Annotated in this window: 8 protein-coding genes and 1 other RNA gene; 4 read left to right on the top strand and 5 right to left on the bottom strand. The window is 57.9% G+C overall.

Annotated elements, in window-relative coordinates; translation table 11 throughout:
* Positions 1-76: 76 nt before the first annotated feature.
* Positions 77-487 carry a 1,4-dihydroxy-2-naphthoyl-CoA hydrolase gene (menI, locus tag ABFV38_RS09215; RefSeq protein WP_021241102.1) on the bottom strand — a complete coding sequence of 137 codons (411 nt, stop codon included), beginning with the start codon at positions 485-487 and terminating at the stop codon, positions 77-79.
* Positions 484-3,540 carry an FAD-binding and (Fe-S)-binding domain-containing protein gene (locus ABFV38_RS09210; protein WP_048027558.1) on the bottom strand — a complete coding sequence of 1,019 codons (3,057 nt, stop codon included), beginning with the start codon at positions 3,538-3,540 and terminating at the stop codon, positions 484-486. Before ABFV38_RS09210 ends, menI begins: the two co-directional genes overlap by 4 nt.
* A 325-nt stretch (positions 3,541-3,865) precedes the next feature.
* Between ABFV38_RS09210 and ydiK the strand changes: the two genes are divergently transcribed.
* Entirely contained in the window at positions 3,866-4,981 is a 1,116-nt protein-coding gene (gene ydiK, locus ABFV38_RS09205; RefSeq protein ID WP_348959198.1) for an AI-2E family transporter YdiK, read from the top strand.
* A gap of 209 nt (positions 4,982-5,190) precedes the next feature.
* Positions 5,191-5,298: antisense sRNA RprA (gene rprA / locus ABFV38_RS09200), an RNA gene on the top strand.
* Between the two features lie 5 nt (positions 5,299-5,303).
* Here the strand turns inward: rprA and ABFV38_RS09195 are convergent.
* The 3 genes from ABFV38_RS09195 to ppsA all read right to left on the bottom strand — a co-directional run bounded on the left by ABFV38_RS09195 (position 5,304) and on the right by ppsA (position 11,695).
* Positions 5,304-7,679, bottom strand: coding sequence for a glycoside hydrolase family 3 N-terminal domain-containing protein (locus ABFV38_RS09195; RefSeq protein WP_348959196.1), 2,376 nt, complete (start codon positions 7,677-7,679; stop codon positions 5,304-5,306).
* 3 nt (positions 7,680-7,682) lie between these two features.
* Complete coding sequence (locus tag ABFV38_RS09190; RefSeq protein WP_348959194.1) at positions 7,683-9,083, bottom strand: MFS transporter; 1,401 nt, start codon at positions 9,081-9,083, stop codon at positions 7,683-7,685.
* A gap of 233 nt (positions 9,084-9,316) precedes the next feature.
* Positions 9,317-11,695 carry a phosphoenolpyruvate synthase gene (gene ppsA / locus ABFV38_RS09185; protein ID WP_045910280.1) on the bottom strand — a complete coding sequence of 793 codons (2,379 nt, stop codon included), beginning with the start codon at positions 11,693-11,695 and terminating at the stop codon, positions 9,317-9,319.
* Positions 11,696-12,030: 335 nt separating this feature from the next.
* Here ppsA and ppsR point away from each other — a divergent pair, with 335 nt between their 5' ends.
* Positions 12,031-12,864, top strand: a complete 834-nt coding sequence (ppsR, locus tag ABFV38_RS09180; protein WP_008500644.1) for a posphoenolpyruvate synthetase regulatory kinase/phosphorylase PpsR — start codon at positions 12,031-12,033, stop codon at positions 12,862-12,864.
* A 152-nt stretch (positions 12,865-13,016) separates the two neighbouring features.
* Complete coding sequence (aroH, locus tag ABFV38_RS09175) at positions 13,017-14,063, top strand: 3-deoxy-7-phosphoheptulonate synthase AroH (RefSeq protein ID WP_008500645.1); 1,047 nt, start codon at positions 13,017-13,019, stop codon at positions 14,061-14,063.
* Positions 14,064-14,205: the final 142 nt, after the last annotated feature.

The following is a 14,205-nucleotide window of genomic DNA, read 5'->3' as shown; positions in this document are numbered from 1 at the left end:
GCTTATGTACAAAACCTGACCAGTATATCACAACCCACTGACTAGTTTTTGACCAAAGGCAAAACATCTGAAAACTTTACACGACCGCCGTCGTCAGCCGCGACGAGCAGCACAGGCGATCCTGCTCGTCGAGAATGTCAATCTGCCATACCTGATGGCGGCTACCGGCGTGCAGCGCGCGGCAAACTCCGCGCACGCGCCCGCTGCGTACCGAGCGGATATGGTTAGCATTCACCTCGAGTCCGACCACTTTCTGCTCCCCTTCGGTACAGAGATATCCCGCCACCGAGCCCAGAGTTTCGGCCAGCACGACGGACGCCCCGCCGTGCAATAAACCAAACGGCTGATGTGTGCGACGATCGACGGGCATGGTGGCCTCGATATCATCGTCGCCAATGCGGGTGAACTGGATATCCAGCAGCCCCACCATATTCCCCTCGCCCATGGCGTTCAGCGCCTGCAGCGTCACGGCACGTTTCCAGATCATCCAATTATCTCCAGTAAAGCCTGCAATGGGTGACGTACCCCGTTACCTTCTACCCGTTTCACCTGGCTTCGACAGGAGTAGCCCGTTGCCAGACAGCGGTTTCGCGGCAAACGCTGCATCGCCTGATGCCAGGACAGCTCATAGATACCGAGCGAGTTGGCGTGGTTTTTCACTTCGTGCCCGTAGGTGCCGGCCATGCCGCAGCAGCCCACGCTGACGCTCTCCAGCTTCGCGCCGAAGCGGGCAAAGACGGACGCCCACTGCGCGGGGGCGCCCGGCAGCGCGGTGACTTCCGTGCAGTGTCCGAACAGATACCACGGCTCACCGCTGACGTCCTGAACAGCTTTGTCTTCCAGGGCCATCGGCAGCCACTCGTGCACCAGCATAACGTGGAAATCACCGCGCTTGTCGCCCAGCGTCTGCTTGTATTCATCGCGATAGCACAGCACCAGCGCCGGGTCGACGCCGACCATCGGTATCGCGAGTTGCGCCACGCGGTTTAAGAAGTCAGCGGTTTTCTGCGCGGTCTTCGCAAAGCGCGTCAGGAAGCCTTTAATGTGCTGCGCCTTACCGTTGGGTGAGAACGGCAGGACCACCGGCTGATACCCCAGCTTTTCGGTCAGGCGGATGAAATCCGCCACCACCTGGGCATCGTAGTAGCTGGTAAACGGATCCTGCACCACCAGCACCACCTTCGCTTTTTGCTCAGGCGTGAGTGCCTCCAGCTGCTCCAGGGTCATGTTCGCCGAGCGATGCCCGACGAGCTGGCGCTGCAGAGACGGCACCGACAGCAGCGGCAGATCGACCATGCCGATATGTTTTTCGGAGAGCTTGCGCACCAGCGGCTGGTTGATAAAGAAGTTGAAGGTCTTCGGCGCGCGCGCCATCAGCGGCGCGTAGCTTTCCACCGTTGCCACCAGATGGTCGCGCACCGGGCGGAGGTAGCGGGTGTGATACAGCTGCAGGAAGCGCGAGCGGAATTCCGGCACGTCGATTTTAATCGGGCATTGGGTTGAGCAGGCTTTACAGGCCAGACAGCCGGACATCGCCTCTTTCACCTCATGGGAGAAATCATACTCGCCCTTGTTGGCATGCCAGCTGTTGCGGGTGCGTTCAATCAACGAGCGCAGGCTGGCCCGTTTTTCCGGAAGCTGCTGCTCAAGCCTGAGCGGGTCAACCCCGCGATCGGCCAGCAGACGCAGCCATTCACGCACCAGCGTCGCCCGCCCCTTTGGAGAATGGATACGGTTGCTGGTGATTTTCATTGACGGACACATCGGGCTTTTCACATCAAAGTTAAAGCACAGGCCGTTGCCGTTACACTCCATCGCGCCGCGCCAGGAGGAGCGCACCGCAATCGGGATCTGTCTGTCGTACGTGCCGCGCTTGACGGCATCCACCTGCATCATTGGCGCGTCCACGCCTTCAGGCGGGCAGATTTTACCCGGGTTGAGGCGGTTATGCGGGTCGAAAGCCGCCTTCACCTTGCGCAGCTCCGCATAGAGCTGTTCGCCGAAGAATGCCGGGCTGTATTCCGCGCGGAATCCTTTCCCGTGCTCTCCCCAGAGCAGACCGCCATATTTGGCGGTTAAGGCCACCACATCGTCGGAGATCTGCTTCATCAGGATCTCCTGCTGCGGGTCGCACATATCCAGCGCCGGACGCACGTGCAGTACCCCGGCATCGACGTGGCCGAACATGCCGTAGCTCAGGCCGTGGCTGTCCAGCAGGGCGCGAAACTCGACGATATAATCCGCCAGATGCTCAGGCGGCACGCAGGTATCTTCGGCAAAGGGAATCGGCTTCGCCGCCCCTTTCGCATTGCCGAGCAGGCCCACGGCTTTTTTACGCATCGCATAGATACGCTCAATTCCGGCCAGATCGTTACAGAGCTGCCAGCCAATCACACCGCCTTCGCCCTGCGCAATCAGCTCATCCAGCCGCTGGCAGAGCGTGGTGACCTGGCTCTCAATCAGCGCCGCATCGTCGCCGGCAAATTCCACGATGTTAAGACCGAGCATCTCTTTATCCGGCACGTCGGTAATGAGATCGCTGACGGAGTGCCAGACAATATCTTCCCGCGCCAGGTTAAGCACTTTGGAGTCAACCGTTTCCACCGACAGCGCTTTCGCTTCCACCATAAACGGCGCATTGCGCAGCGCGGAATCGAAGGAGTCATATTTGACGTTCACCAGCCGACGCACCTTCGGCAGGCGGGTGATATCCAGCCGCGCCTCGGTGATAAACGCCAGCGTCCCTTCGGAGCCGGTGAGCACGCGGGTTAAATCAAACTGGGTCAGGTCGTCGTTAAAGACGTGACGCAGGTCGTACCCGGTCAGGAAGCGGTTCAGTTTGGGGAACTTATCGAGAATAAGCTGGCGGTTGTCGCGGCAGCGCTCCAGCACGGTACGATAGATGCGTCCGCTGGCCGTGTTATCTTTGCCCAGCGTTTCCGCCAGTTCGACCGGCATCGGCTGCGTATCGAGAATATCGCCGCCCAGCAGAACGGCACGCACGCCCAGCACGTGATCGGAGGTTTTCCCGTAGACCAGCGAGCCCTGACCGGAAGCATCCGTGTTGATCATCCCGCCAAGGGTCGCGCGGTTACTGGTGGAAAGCTCCGGGGCAAAAAAGTAACCGTAAGGCTTGAGGTACTGGTTAAGCTGATCTTTGATAACGCCCGCTTCGACCCGCACCCACCCCTCTTCCGGGTTGATCTCAATGATGCGGTTCATATAGCGCGACATATCAACAATGATGCCCTGGTTCAGCGCCTGACCATTGGTCCCGGTGCCGCCGCCGCGCGGCGTAAAGACCAGCGAGGCGAAGCGCTCCTGCGTGGCCAGCCGGGCGATAAGCGCCACGTCGGCCGTTGAACGAGGGAAAACCACGGCATCGGGAAGAAGCTGGTAAATACTGTTATCGGTCGCCATCGTCAGCCTGTCGGCATAGTTCGTGGCGGTATCACCTGTAAAACCCTGTTGCTCCAGTGCTTGCAAAAAATTAAGCACCAGCTGAACGACGCCAGGTGCCTGAGAAATCTGTGGGATCATAACTGTCGACCCTAATTAGAGTTGTATATACACGTCATCCTTCGAGCTGCCTCTGCGTTGGCTGCGTCTGCTCACCCCAGTCACTTACTTCAGTAAGCTCCTGGGGATTCTCAGACTTGCCGCCTTGATGCAACTCGAATGATTTTGTGTATAAAATCGTTTGCGTTGTGTCTGGAAAGTTTTATCACATTTTTTTCTTATAATCTCTGCCGAATTACAGGCAAAATCCGCCTGTCAAAAACCGCTGAGATCATCAATGATTAGAGAGACGCGGTTTTCCGTTCCCGCCAGCCATGCTGGCGTTCTTTTAAGGAAAGTTTCATTTATGGTCAATCTTCGCCAGCCCAGGGATGTTGCGCAAATTTTGCTGTCGGTGCTGTTCCTGGCCCTCATGATTATTGCGTGTCTGTGGATTGTTCAACCCTTTATTCTCGGCTTCGCCTGGGCCGCGACCGTTGTCGTTGCCACGTGGCCTCTGCTGCTGCGTTTGCAGAAGCTGCTGTTCGGCCGCCGCGGGTTAGCGGTGCTGGTCATGACGCTCCTGCTGTTCCTGCTGTTTATTATTCCGATTGCCCTGCTGGTGAATAGCCTGGTGGATTCCAGTGGCCCCGTTATTCGCGCTATTAGCAGCGGTGACCTGACGCTGCCGGATCTCGCCTGGCTGAACAGCATTCCGGTGGTGGGCGCCAAGCTCTACAGCGGCTGGCATAGCCTGCTGGAGATGGGCGGCAGCGCGCTGATGGCAAAAGTCCGCCCGTACATTGGCACGACCACGACCTGGTTTGTGGGTCAGGCGGCGCATATCGGCCGGTTTATGATGCACTGTACCCTGATGCTGCTCTTCAGCGCCCTGCTCTACTGGCGCGGCGAGCAGGTGGCTTTAGGCGTTCGTCACTTCGCCACCCGCCTGGCGGGCAAACGGGGTGACGCGGCGGTTTTACTGGCTGCGCAGGCCGTGCGCGCGGTGGCGCTGGGCGTGGTGGTGACCGCGCTGGTGCAGGCGGTGCTGGGCGGTATCGGTCTGGCGATTTCCGGCGTACCGTACGCTACCGTGTTCACCCTGGTCATGCTGATGACCTGTCTTGCGCAACTGGGACCGCTGCTGGTGCTGGTCCCTAGTATTATCTGGCTGTATTGGACGGGTGATACCACGTGGGGAACGGTGCTGCTGGTCTGGAGTTGCGTGGTCGGCACCATGGATAACGTCATTCGTCCGATACTCATCCGCATGGGTGCTGACCTGCCGCTGATCCTGATCCTCTCCGGGGTCATTGGCGGACTGATTGCCTTTGGCATGATAGGCCTGTTTATTGGCCCGGTGCTGCTCGCCGTCACCTGGCGTCTGTTCTCCGCCTGGGTACATGAAATTCCGCCTCCGGGAACAGACCCGGACGTGATTTTGAGCGAACTGGAAGAGCTGGAAGAGAAGAACACGCATTAAGTTTTTTTGCCGGGTGGCGCTAACGCTTACCCGGCCTACATTCCCCCTCACAATACTTTAACGCCGCTAAAGTATTTATTCGTTGCTCACTGGTCAGACCCGCCTTTTTTGCTCTAAGTCCGCTATTCACCTTAAAAAATCTTTACGTCTCTTTAACTATTGAGACGAATCCGATCGACGCTAAAAGATGACATGCCTACTATTAGGACACGGTTATAGATCAACACCTTGATTTATAAGCATGGAAATCCCCTGAGTGAAACAACGAATTGCTGTGTGTAGTCTTTGCCCATCTCCCACGATGGGCTTTTTTTTATCCTGACTACGCGCGCTTAACCTCACAGGTACTGAGCATCCGCCACTCAGCAGGCAGCACCCGCGTTTCCCCTGTCACATTAACCGTTACCGCCGCGCGGATATCCGCCGACGATGCGCCAACCTGCAGTTCAAACTCGCCCGGCTCAACGATGCGTTTCCCGTCCCGGCGGGTAAAGTTGAACATCTCAACCGGTAGCGTAAAGCTGACCGTGGCGGTTTCGCCCGGCGAGAGCGTGACGCGCTGGAAGGCCTTCAGCTCCTGAAGCGGTCGCACCTGGGTGGCGACCTTATCCCTGACGTAAACCTGCACCACCTCGCTGCCGCTGTGTTCCCCGGCATTGGTGATATCCACGCTCAGCGTCACCTCGCCGTCGACCGGCACGCTGCTTTCACCTACGCGGGCAGCCCCCCAGCTAAACGTCGTCCAGCCAAGGCCGAAGCCAAACGGATAACGTGAACCGAAGTGGAACGCAAACGGCGTGCCGCCGCTTTTGAGCTTGTGATTGTAGTAATACGGCATTGCCCCGGCGCTTTTCGGCACGCTCACCACCAGACGCCCCTGCGGCTCAGCGCGTCCCGTTAGCACGTCCGCGATCGCCCAGCCCCCTTCCTGCCCGGGCGCCCACGCCACCAGCAGCGCTGCGATCTTATCCTCCAGCCCCTGCAGATTGTACGGGCGCCCGCCAGTCATCACGACAATCACCGGTTTGCCCGTCGCCACCAGCGCCTCCAGCAGCTGTTGCTGCACGCCCGGCAGATTCAGGGAGTCGGTGTCGGAACCTTCCCCCACGGTTCCGCTCTGGAACAGCCCGGCGAGATCGCCCACGCAGGCCACCACCACGTCACTCTCCTGCGCCGCGTTCACGGCCTCGGGGATCAGCGCGGTGCTTTGCGAGACCGGCGACTGCTGCATCGGCTTACCGCCGCTGTCGCCCGGGAAGACCGGCGCACCCGCCATCCGTTTCTCGATGATGTGACACCCTTTGGCGTAACGGACCTGCGACGCGCCGAGGTAATGTTCCAGCGCCGCGCGCGGGGTCGTTACCTGCGAGGTCTCTTCAACCATATCGCTGATGATCAGATGCACCGGGAAGCTGTAGCCGCTGAGCAACGCCAGCGGATCGTCTGCCGTCGGCCCCACCACCGCCACGCGAGGCTTACCGCCGAGCGGTAAAATACCGTTGTTTTCCAGCAGCGTGACCGATTTCGTCGCCACCTCCCGCGCAACCTGTCGGGTGGTGTCATTTTGCAGATCGATACCATTTTCATCCGCGTACGGGTTTTCAAACAGGCCCAGGCGGAATTTTTCGGTCAGCACGCGCGCCACGATCTCATCCACCCTGGTCATAGAAATCAGCCCGCGCTCAACGGCGTCCGCCAGATGGCGCGCGCAGTCATCTTTCGGCAGCTCGACGTCCAGCCCGGCGTTAAAGGCCAGCGCGGCGGATTCGGCCGCATCGTGGGACACCCCGTGATGCTGGTGCAGCAGGCTGACGCCGCCGTAATCCGCGACAATAATCCCGTCGAAGCCCCACTGTTCGCGCAGGACGGTGGTCAGCAGGAAGCTGTCGCTGTGCCCCGGCTGATTGTCGATATCGTGGTAGGCCGGCATCACCGACCCGGCATTGGCCAGCTTCACCGCCATTTCAAACGGCAGCAGGAAGGTGTCGTTCAGTTCGCTAAAGCCCAGATGTACCGGCGCATGGTTGCGCGCCCCTTCGCTGAACGAGTGGCCCACGTAGTGCTTGAGCGTCGCCAGCAGATCGCGCCTCTCGCCCTGCAACCCTTTCACGTAGGCGGTTGCCATCACCCCCACCAGCCAGGGATCTTCCCCGAAGGTCTCTTCGGTTCGCCCCCAGCGCACGTCGCGGGAAACGTCCAGCACCGGCGCCAGCCCCTGCTGACAGCCGACGGACCGCGCCTCTACACCGATCTGCTCTGCCGCGCGCTGTACCAGTTCAGGGTCCCAGGTAGAGCCGTAGTTCAGCGACGACGGGAACAGGGTGGCGTCTTTGCACAGCAACCCCACCAGGCACTCTTCATGGAACAATGCCGGAATGCCGAGGCGCGTCTCTTCCATCATCATGCGCTGCAGGCGGTTAGCGGCGCGCACCCCGGTTTTCGCGTCAACGATATGGGTACCCAGCGGACGGGTGATCTGCCCGACGCCCAGCTTTAGCCGTTCACTCAGCGCTGCCTGCTCGCTCACGCCGGCGAATTCATCGCTGAGGTCGCTGCGTTCGCGATGGTTGCCGTTTTCATCGAGGATCAGCCAGTACGCATGCATCTGGGCGAACTTCTCTTCCGGGGTCATACGCGCCAGTAAATCGGCGACGCGCTCGTGCACGGGACGTCCCGCGTCCTTATAGATAGCTGTCATGTTTTACTCCTGTAGTGCGGAAGGGATTGTTGGGCTGAGCTGCCCCGCGTCGGGTCTCACCTCACGCTTGCTGGCCAACTCCCGGGCGATGGAATCCACCAGCCGACTGTTGAGCTTGTAGATAGCAAGCAGCGCGACCATGCAAAGGAACAGTGCGCAAGGGATAAGGGTGAACAGCGCGTTAATCGTAGAGAGTACGTGGGGTGCCTGAGTTGCCTGTCCCGGGGCGTAATCCACCATGCCCAGCACCCAGCCGACCACCGCGCCACCCAGCGCCAGGCCGAATTTGATGGCAAACAGTGCGGTGGAGAAGACCAAGCCGTCCAGGCGGCGGCCGCTGCGATGCTCTTCGTAGTCGACCACATCGGAGAACATGGTCCACTGCAGCGGCGTGGTCAGGTTTTGCACAAAGCTAAAGACGATGTTGAGGCAAAAAATCAGCCACACCTGCGAAGGCGGCAGGAAGAAAATCAGCGCGCCGAAAATAACGAAGGAAATAATGGTCCACTGATAGGCGCGCACGCGGTCAAATTTCCCCAGCAGCCGTTCAGATAATAATGCGCCGCTTAAGGAGGCGACCATTCCGGAAACAATAAAGGCAAAAACCAGCTCCGGGCGCAACAGCACGTAGTTCACGTAATACATCGTGGCGGAACCGCGCGTTACCACCGCCGTTAACAGCAAAATATTAAACAGGAAAACAATGCGCCACTGGCTGTTTCCGGCCAGCAGTTTTAAATCGGTGAGCATCGAGCCGGAGGTATCATTGCGCGGCGAATAGCGCTCGCGGGTCATGAGGAAACAGCAGAAAAAGAGCACAATGCCCAGCAGCCCCATCAGGCTCATGGCATAGAAATAGCCTTTCTGCACGTTGCCCTGGCCTAACAGTGAGACCAGCGGCAGGGCAATCACCGTTACAATCAACCCGCCGATAAACGACAGGCCAAAGCGCCACGACTGCAGTGAGTGACGCTCGCGCGGATCCAGCGTCAGCGCGCCGGGCATGGCGCAGAAAGGGACGTTAATGGCGGAGTAAATCAGGCTTAAGATCGCGTAGGTCACACAGGCATAAACGATTTTCGCCGTCGGCCCCACGTCCGGTACATAGAAGGTGATGAGGCAGCTTACGCCAAACGGAATGGCGAACCACAGCAGCCAGGGACGGAAACGACCGTGACGCGTCTGGGTGCGATCCACCAGGGCGCCAATGCACGGGTCGACAAACGCATCAACCACACGCACCACTAAAAACATGGTGCCCATGATGGCGGCGGGGAGCCCAAAAACGTCCGTATAGAAATAAGCGAGAAATAAGGTTGCCGTTTGCCAGACCAGCGCGCTGGCCATATCACCTAAGCCATAACCTATTTTATCTTTGGTACGCAATACAGAGGAGAGTGTCATTGTTATTTGCCTTTTTATCAGGTTAAAACGTATTTCAACCAGTTGCGCATCACTGAAAGGGAAATGCGCAGTAAGGCTCAAGTATTAGCAACGTGTTGCGCGCTAACAATTGTCTAAATTGACAGACAAATTATGATATTTGGTTTTTTACTTTATTTGTGATGGGGAGCAAATATGAAATGAAATAAAAAAGGCGAGGAATAATATCCTCGCCTTTTCGGGTCAGCGTGGCGTTACTTGTTCAGTTCCGCCAGGCTCAGCCAGGTTTGCACCACCGTATCCGGGTTCAGGGACAGGCTATCAATCCCCTCTTCCATCAGCCAGGCAGCGAAGTCTTCATGGTCGGATGGACCCTGACCACAAATCCCGACGTATTTGCCCTGCTTCTTCGCCGCGCGGATGGACAGGGAGAGCAGCGCCTTCACCGCCTCGTTACGCTCATCGAACAGCTCGGAGACCACGCCGGAGTCGCGGTCCAGACCCAGCGTCAGCTGCGTCATGTCGTTCGAACCGATAGAGAAACCGTCGAAGTGCTCCAGGAACTGCTCGGCCAGCAGGGCGTTGGACGGAATTTCACACATCATGATGATCTTCAGCCCGTTCTCGCCGCGCTTCAGCCCCTGACGCGCCAGCTCGTCCACAACCGCTTTCGCCTGATCCACGGTACGTACGAACGGGATCATGATCTCCACGTTGGTCAGCCCCATGTCGTTGCGCACGCGCTTCACCGCCTCACACTCCAGCGCGAAGCAGTCGCGGAAGCTGTCGGACACGTAACGTCCGGCCCCGCGGAAGCCCAGCATCGGGTTCTCTTCTTCCGGCTCGTAGCGTTCGCCGCCGACCAGGTTGGCGTATTCGTTAGACTTAAAGTCAGACAGACGCACAATCACGCGTTTCGGATAGAAAGCGGCACCCAGCGTCGCGATCCCTTCGGTCAGACGGCCGACGTAGAACTCTTTCGGCGAGTCGTAACCTTTCATCATCTCGCGGATTTCGTTCTGCAGCTTCGGATCCTGGTCGTCAAACTCCAGCAGCGCACGCGGGTGAACGCCGATCATACGGTTGATGATAAATTCCAGGCGCGCCAGGCCTACGCCTTCGTTCGGCAGGCAGGCGAAGTCGAACGCGCGGTCCGGGTTACCGACGTTCATCATGATCTTCAGCGGCAGGTCCGGCATGGTATCCACGCTGGAGCTCTTCACGCTGAAGTCGAGGATATCGGCATACACGTAGCCGGTATCGCCTTCTGCACAGGAGACGGTCACGTTCTGTCCGTCCTTCATGCGCTCGGTAGCATCACCGCAGCCGACAACCGCAGGAATACCCAGTTCGCGGGCAATGATCGCCGCGTGACAGGTACGGCCGCCGCGGTTGGTGACGATAGCCGCCGCTTTCTTCATGATCGGTTCCCAGTCCGGGTCGGTCATGTCGGTCACCAGCACGTCGCCGGGCTCAATACGGTTCATCTCGCTGATGTCGTGGATCACTTTCACCGGACCAGCACCGATGCGGTGACCGATAGCACGGCCTTCCGCCACGATTTTGCCCTGGGCGTGCAGCGTATAACGCTCCATCACCTGGCCGCGAGAGCGGACGGTTTCCGGACGCGCCTGCACGATAAACAGCTTGCCGGTGTTCCCGTCTTTCGCCCATTCGATATCCATCGGACGGCCGTAGTGTTTTTCAATCTGCACCGCTTGCTTCGCCAGCTCCTGCACTTCGGCGTCGGTCAGGGAGAAGCGGTCGCGCTGCTCCTGCGGTACGTCTTCAATTTTAACCTGCTTGCCATGCTCCTGGGTCGGGGCATAGATCATGCGGATTTTTTTCGAGCCCATGGTGCGGCGCACCACCGCCGGACGGCCAGCGGCCAGCGTAGGCTTGTGAACGTAGAATTCGTCAGGGTTTACCGCACCCTGCACAACCATCTCACCCAGGCCCCACGCGGAGGTGATAAACACCACCTGGTCGAAGCCGGATTCGGTATCAATGGAGAACATCACGCCGGATGAGCCCACGTCCGAGCGCACCATGCGCTGCACGCCAGCGGAAAGTGCCACGCCGCGATGGTCGTAGCCCTGGTGCACGCGATAGGAGATGGCACGGTCGTTAAACAGGGAAGCAAACACGTGCTTCACGGCCACCAGCACCGCATCGTAACCCTGGACGTTCAGGAAGGTTTCCTGCTGCCCGGCAAACGAGGCGTCCGGCATGTCTTCCGCGGTCGCAGAGGAACGCACGGCAAAGGAGGCCTGAGCATCGTCAGCAGAAAGCTGGTTGTATGCGTCGTGAATGGCTTTTTCCAGTTCCGGCTGGAAAGGTGTGTCGATGATCCACTGGCGGATCTGCGCCCCGGCTTTGGCAAGCTCGGTGACGTCATCAATATCCGTTTTATCCAGCAGGTCGTAAATGCGCTGGTTAACACCGCTCTGGTCTAAAAACAGGTTAAAGGCATCGGCGGTGGTGGCAAACCCGTTCGGTACGGAGACACCCATACCCGACAGGTTTGTAATCATTTCACCCAGGGAGGCATTTTTGCCCCCAACTCTGTCTACATCATTCATGCCGAGTTGGTTATACCAAAGCACCAGCGGTGACGAGCCATTGTTGGACATCGAAACAATCCTTTTGTGATATTTGATCGGAGTAAGTAACACCTGACTACGTATTTATACTGGCATATTTATTTCCGCTAAAAAAACGGTGAATCGTGTAAGCAATTTAAAATTTCAACTTTTCGGATACTTTCCCATCAACGATTAACCCGATGATTCCTCTATATTCAGCCAGAAACCCCAAAAATAAAGTCGCTATTTGAAAAATGAAATCCACTTTTCAGGAAAATCAAAAACAGCGTTTCATTCATAATTAGGATAAGTTCTTTGCTGTGTAAATTACTTTTTTAATTTATGCTTTCAGACAATTACGTCTGATATTCAGGGTGGGTAAAATGGATAGTGCTGTCGATCGTCACGTTTTTTATATTTCTGATGGTACGGCGATCACCGCCGAGGTGCTGGGCCACGCGGTGATGTCGCAGTTTCCCGTATCGATCAACAGCATTACGCTGCCGTTTGTCGAAAATGAGAGCCGCGCCAAAGCGGTGAAGGACCAGATCGACGCCATTTACCAACAGACCGGCGTCCGCCCGCTGGTGTTCTACTCCATCGTGATCCCCGAGATTCGCGCCATCATTCTGCAGAGCGAAGGCTTCTGCCAGGATATCGTGCAGGCGCTGGTGGCTCCGCTGCAAAGCGAGCTGAAGCTCGACCCGACGCCTATCGCCCACCGTACCCACGGGCTGAACCCCGGCAACCTGACCAAGTACGACGCGCGTATCGCCGCCATCGATTACACCCTCGCGCACGACGACGGTATCTCTCTGCGTAATCTCGACCAGGCGCAGGTGATCCTGCTTGGCGTGTCGCGCTGCGGCAAAACGCCGACCAGCCTCTACCTGGCGATGCAGTTCGGCATTCGCGCCGCCAACTACCCGTTTATTGCTGACGATATGGATAACCTGGTGCTGCCCGCCGCCCTTAAGCCGCTGCAGCACAAACTGTTCGGCCTGACCATTAATCCGGAACGCCTTGCCGCCATCCGCGAAGAGCGCCGCGAGAACAGCCGTTACGCCTCCATGCGCCAGTGCCGGATGGAGGTCTCCGAAGTGGAAGCCCTGTACCGCAAAAATCAGATCCCGTGGCTGAACAGCACCAACTACTCTGTGGAAGAAATTGCCACCAAAATTCTCGATATCATGGGGCTTAACCGTCGCATGTACTAATATGCTAGTACATTAGCTCAGATTCAGGTATCATCATCGGCAACCACGGGGCGGTGTTGCCCCGAACTTGAAATCAGCAGGGATTGGTTTAAGGTGATGCCCATCACTTCCCGGTAGTCTGCCGATGAAGCAAAAATTTTCTGAGACATTCCATGAATAAAACCGATGAACTCCGCACTGCGCGCATTGACAGCCTGGTCACGCCGGCTGAACTGGCCCAGCGGCATCCTGTTTCCGCTGCCGTTGCGGAACACGTAACGGCCTCCCGCCGCCGCATTGAAAAAATACTGAATGGTGAAGACAAGCGTCTTCTGGTGGTGATTGGTCCCTGCTCCATCCACGATCTGGATGCCGCGATGGATTATGCAAAACGGCTTCAGGGCCTGCGGGATAAGTATCAGCACCGCCTTGAGATTGTGATGCGAACCTACTTTGAAAAACCGCGGACCGTGGTGGGCTGGAAAGGGCTGATTTCCGACCCTGACCTGAACGGCAGCTATCGCGTGAACCACGGCATCGAGCTGGCACGTAAGCTGCTTTTGCAGGTCAACGAGCTGGGCGTGCCGACCGCCACCGAGTTTCTTGATATGGTGACCGGGCAGTTTATCGCCGATCTGATCAGTTGGGGCGCGATTGGCGCACGCACCACCGAAAGCCAAATCCACCGCGAGATGGCCTCCGCCCTCTCCTGTCCGGTCGGCTTTAAAAACGGGACCGATGGCAATACCCGTATTGCGGTTGATGCCATCCGCGCTGCCCGTGCCAGCCACATGTTCCTGTCACCGGACAAGAGCGGTCATATGACCATCTACCAGACCAGCGGTAACCCGTACGGGCATATCATTATGCGCGGCGGCAAGAAACCCAATTACCATGCACAAGATATTGCGGCAGCCTGTGAAACCCTGGCCGAGTTCGACCTGCCGGAACATCTGGTGGTGGACTTCAGCCACGGCAACTGCCAGAAGCAGCATCGCCGCCAGCTGGACGTCTGCGATGAGATCTGCCAGCAGATCCGCAGCGGTTCAACCGCCGTAGCAGGGATTATGGCGGAGAGCTTTATCAAAGAAGGCACGCAGAAAATCGTTGCTGGCCAGCAGATGGTATACGGCCAGTCGATCACCGACCCGTGCCTGAGCTGGGAAGACAGCGAGCTGCTGCTGGAGAAACTTGCAGCAGCCGTGGACACACGCTTTTAATATCCTGCCGGGTGGCGCTGCGCTTACCCGGCCTACGATTCTTGCCGTTGTAGGCCCGGTAAGGCGAAGCCGCCACCGGGCTTTTCATTGCACAATATTGATCCTCTCACCCTTTTTTCACAAAAACGCTTGCCGTGAATTT

Source organism: Enterobacter cloacae complex sp. Mu1197, from assembly GCF_040059225.1.
Taxonomy (GTDB): Bacteria; Pseudomonadota; Gammaproteobacteria; order Enterobacterales; family Enterobacteriaceae; genus Enterobacter; species Enterobacter quasiroggenkampii.
The sequence above is the reverse complement of the archived record's forward strand: the minus strand, read 5'-3'. Positions and strand labels throughout refer to the sequence as shown.